Below are 4,237 nucleotides of genomic sequence, written 5' to 3' on the forward strand. Positions count from 1 at the left end.
CTCTTGGTGGGGGCGGGCGGGTTTATCGGCGCCGTGGGGCGCTATCTGCTCGGCCTCGTGCCGTGCGGGGGCGACTTCCCGCTCATGACGTTTCTCGTGAACTTCCTCGGAGCGGTGGCCATCGGAGCGGTCGCGGAGGCCGCGAGCGGCCCTGCGGCGCTTCCGGCCGAGGCGGCGCTGTTCCTCAAAACCGGCGTGTGCGGCGGCTTCACCACGTTCTCCGCGTTCTCGCTCGAGACGCTCGCGCTTCTGGAGGAGGGGAAGGTCGCTTTGGGCGCGCTGTACGCGGGGGGCAGCGTGGTCGCGTGCGTGCTCGGCGTGGCGGCAGGGCGGCTCGTCTTGCGCACGGCCGTGTCGGCAATGAGCGCGTCGGCTTAGGAGCCGCGCCCGCGCCGGAGGCAGACGGAGGAGCGCGGCGCCTAGGCGGGGACGGGCGTTGCGAGGGCGTCGCGCGCCTCGAGGGCCGCGCGGGCGAAGGCGTCGGGATCGTCGGGGCCCACGCACAGCCAGCGGATCGCGCGCACGCCTCCGAAGGCGGTGCGGACGGGAACGGGGCGGGAAAGCTCGATCCAGCACGGACGGGCGCCCATCGCGGCCAGGGAAAGACGCTCGGACTTCGGCGCGTCCTCGCCGGGTTCGGAGGAGCCGACGCTTCGGACGGCGTCGAGCGGGATGCGCTCGCAGAAGCGCGCGCCCCAGCGCACGGTCAGCGCGCGGTCGTCCACGAGCAAGGGGCTCAGCGCGGTGGCGCGCGCGTCGCCGACGAGGATGGCGCAGGCGTAGAGCGACAGCGCCGTGAGCGCGCACGCGGCCGGAGCGCTCCATCGAGCCATGAGCAGGTGGACGGCCGCCGTCTCCACGAGCATGACGGCCACGATGGTTCCGACGAGCGCCGCATGGCCGCTTCGACGGTGCTGGGAGAACGCACGGCATCCCGGGGGGATGTCGGGCGTGCGGCCCCACGAGCGCACGAGATACCATTCCGCTGCCAGCTCGTCGGCGCCGAGGCGCGCGATGCGCTCGCTGCGCACGAGGACGCCGAGGGCGGCGGCGAACCAGTCGTTCGGGCGGGACGACGCGACCTTGGCCGCACGGTAGGCGCGCGCCACTTTGCGCCCCTCGCGCACGACGATCGCCGCTTCCAGGGCGAGCGCGGCTGCGGCCAGGGGAAGGTGCAGCGAAGGGCGGCCGACCGGCGCGAGGGCCGCCGATGCCGCGCCGCCAAGGGCGACGACCGGCAGTACGAGCGCCGGCGAGAGCCCGAAGCGCCGCAGCACGATCAGGTAGAACGCGGCCGGCGCGCACACCATGAGGTCGAACGGCACGGCGACGGCGCGCATGAGGTCGCTTGCGGCCTCGGGCGCGGCGAGGACGCAGACGAGGTCGACGGCGTAAAGCGCGAGGACGGCGAGGATCGCGAACGCGAAGCGCGCGCCTGCGCCCGCGCGATGGACGTCGGGCGCAGATCGGGATCCGAGGGGAGGGAGCGAAGGTTCCATGGGGCCTCCTGGGGTCGGGCGGCGAACGTCGGCTTCCCATGGTAAATCGTGACGCAGCGTCGGAGTCAACGGGGGTCTCGGATCGGAGGGGCGGTGGGCTCGCGGATCGCCGTCCGACGCATGGGGGGCGCGGACTGCGGCGCCTCCCGCGTCCCGCCGCAGTCCGCGACGGGATGCGGGAGGCGAAAGGCGTGACTATCTGCGGTTTTCGTGCGGCCCCGCTCGTCACAGGCGCATGAGGACGAGCTCGTCGGCGGGGATGCGCGCGTGTTCGTGCCGGTCGGGGGATGCTGTCGCGCACGGCGTGTATGGTGGTTCCTCCCAAGACCGGGTACGCGTTCGCCGAACTCGGGCGGTCGTTCGCGCCCGTCCTCGAGGCTCTTTGAGGCTGGGGTGGGGCTATCTCGATCAGCTGGCGAAGACGATCGGCGCTCAAAGGAAAAGTAAAGTCAGCTTGACATGGCGTGATACATGCCCTATGATGACTATCGTAATGTCAAGTCAACTGTACTTTCTGCGCCCCTCTACGAAAGGGACGCCGATGCGGGCGGCGACGTTTCGGAAAGGAGGCCGCCGTGGCGACGATCGTGAACCGGGTGCGGGAGCTGCGCGAGGCGCACGGGCTGTCCCAAGCCGCGCTCGCCGAAGCGGTGGGCGTCACGCGCCAGACCATCATCTCGCTCGAGAGGGGCGGCTACGTGCCGTCGCTGCTTCTGGCGATGAGCCTCGCCGAGCGGTTCGGGATGGCGGTGGAGGACGTTTTCGCAAAGGAGGAGGATGCGCTATGAGCAAGGTGGTGTTCGAATGTTCGGCGAACGGGGCGCTGTTTCTGCTCATGGGCGCGGCGTTCATGTTCCCGTTTGAGGTTCACGAGCTGAACGTGACGGCGCACGGGTTCGCTTTCTCGGTGTCGACCTCTCCTGCGCTCCTGCTCTTTCTCGCCTCGCTTCTCGCATGGGTGCTCGTCCGGCTCGCGTTCATCCGGCGCATGCGAGTGCGGGCGAGCATGCTGGACAACTTGGAGCTCGCGGCTGAAGACGAGCGCGAACGGGCCATCTCGTCGCGCGCGTCGAGAAGCGCCTACGTCACGGCCATGACGGGGTTGATCGCATGCCTCGGCGTGCTCGCGGCGGCCTATATCTTCGGGCTGCTCGCCGACGCGCCGGCCTCGACGATGTACCGCGTCGCCGTCGGCTGCGTGGTCGGCGTGCTCTTCGTCGTGAACGCGGTCTACTGCGCCAGATGGTGCGTCGAGTACCGACGGTGATCCGGGCGGTCGTCGCGGGCTTGCGGGCCGCCGGCTTTTCGGGCGAGCGCGGCCCAAGTTGAGGAAATCCTGCGCGACGGACGCTTGCGCCGCGCGCGCCCGATCCCCCATACTGAAGATCGAATGCAAAGGGCGCGCTGCGGACGGGTTTTTCGAGCGCGCGGTGGAAAGGGGCTTTCGTGCACGATGCCGATGGCGGGAAAGACGACGCGAGGGACGCGTGCGCCCAGGTGTCCGGCGTGCCCGTGCTGCGCGCGGAGGGCATCGTGCGGCGCTACGGGGCGGTGGAGGCGCTTTCGGGCGCGTCGCTTTCGCTTTCGGCGGGCGAGGCGGCGTTCCTCGTGGGATCCAACGGGGCGGGCAAGTCCACGCTTTTGCGCTGTCTGGCCGGGTGGGACGCTTTGGACGAGGGGCGCGTGGAGCTTCTCGGGCGCCGCTTCGACGGGGCCGACCGCGCGCAGAGGACGCTCGTGGCGTTCGTCCCCGACGTGCCCGCGTTCTACGACGACCTCACGGCCGGCGAGCACGTGCGTTTCGTGCAGCGCGCGAACCGCCTCGATCCCGCCGACGATCTGGCCGAGGAGCTGATGACGCGCTTCGGTCTGGACGGAAAGCGCGACCTTCTGCCCTTGTCGTACTCGCGCGGCATGCGCCAGAAGCTCGCGCTCGTGCTGGCCTTCGCGCGCCGTCCGCGGCTCCTTCTGCTCGACGAGCCTTACGGGCCGCTCGATCCAGAGGCGTCGCGCGTGCTGAGCGCGCTTTTGGAGGAGGCGCGCGCGGCGGGGACGGCCATCGTGGCGAGCTGCCATCACGACGTGCCCGGCTTCTGCCCCGATGCGGTTCTGCGTCTGGAGGACGGGCGGCTTTCGGCGGAGCGTCCGTGATGGGCGACGTCGCGCTTTTGCTGTGGCTGCGCGCGCGGCATGCGCGCACGGCGCTCGATCACGCCCTGCGCCTGTTCGGAACCGGTGTGGAAAGGGGCGAGCGGACCTATGCGCTGTACCTGGCGGCGGTCGTGGGCGTTTGGGCGGCGCTCATGGGGGCGTGGCTCGTCGCCTCGGCGGCGGACGCCTTCGCGCTTGCGGGAGCGCAGGCCGCGTCGTCGGCGGCGCGCGGCGCGCTGTCCGCGTGCGGGCTCGCGCTTTTCGCAGCGGGCGCGCAGGGGCTGCGAACCCCTCCTGTGGCGCTGTCGCACGCGGACGTGGCGCACGTGGTCGCCAGCCCGATGGGCGCGCGGCCCGTGGTGCTCGTCGAGGCGGCCTGCGCCGCGCTCGGATGGGCCGCGCTCGGAGGCGCGGCGGGGTTCGTGGTCGGCGCGGCGGCGCAGACGGCCTTCTTCCTTGCGCACGCTGCGGCGTCCTGCGCCGCGCTCGGCGCGCTTGCGGGGGTGGCCTGCACTGCGGTGCGGCGGCTCGTCGGCGCGGCGAGGCTCTCGCGGAAGCGATGGCGCGTGCGCCATGGCGCACGCGCC

Annotated in this window: 5 protein-coding genes and 1 pseudogene; 5 read left to right on the plus strand and 1 reads right to left on the minus strand. The window is 71.6% G+C overall.

Annotated features, from left to right (window positions below; translation table 11 throughout):
* Positions 1–378, plus strand: a 378-nt coding sequence (crcB, locus tag C2L80_RS13255; RefSeq protein WP_103263364.1) for a fluoride efflux transporter CrcB, incomplete at its 5' end; no start/stop codon positions are given.
* Between the two features lie 41 nt (positions 379–419).
* On the opposite strand, the gene C2L80_RS13260 is transcribed toward crcB, so the two are convergent.
* Positions 420–1,499 carry a hypothetical protein gene (locus tag C2L80_RS13260; protein ID WP_087196114.1) on the minus strand — a complete coding sequence of 360 codons (1,080 nt, stop codon included), beginning with the start codon at positions 1,497–1,499 and terminating at the stop codon, positions 420–422.
* Between the two features lie 575 nt (positions 1,500–2,074).
* Here C2L80_RS13260 and C2L80_RS13265 point away from each other — a divergent pair.
* The 4 genes and pseudogenes from C2L80_RS13265 to C2L80_RS13280 form a co-directional block, all read left to right on the plus strand.
* A complete protein-coding gene (locus C2L80_RS13265) occupies positions 2,075–2,287 on the plus strand; it encodes a helix-turn-helix transcriptional regulator (protein ID WP_338049482.1) in 213 nt (70 codons plus the stop codon).
* Positions 2,284–2,766 (plus strand): hypothetical protein, encoded by a 483-nt coding sequence (locus C2L80_RS13270; RefSeq protein ID WP_087196113.1) that lies wholly within the window; start codon positions 2,284–2,286, stop codon positions 2,764–2,766. The genes C2L80_RS13265 and C2L80_RS13270 overlap by 4 nt, the downstream gene beginning before the upstream one ends.
* A gap of 179 nt (positions 2,767–2,945) precedes the next feature.
* Positions 2,946–3,650: an ABC transporter ATP-binding protein gene (locus tag C2L80_RS13275; protein ID WP_224759192.1), complete on the plus strand. Its 705-nt coding sequence runs from the start codon at positions 2,946–2,948 to the stop codon at positions 3,648–3,650.
* A pseudogene (locus C2L80_RS13280) lies at positions 3,647–4,237 on the plus strand (hypothetical protein); the annotation flags it as partial. The gene C2L80_RS13275 and the pseudogene C2L80_RS13280, both read left to right, overlap by 4 nt.

This window comes from Rubneribacter badeniensis, from assembly GCF_002899695.1.
GTDB lineage: Bacteria > Actinomycetota > Coriobacteriia > Coriobacteriales > Eggerthellaceae > Rubneribacter > Rubneribacter badeniensis.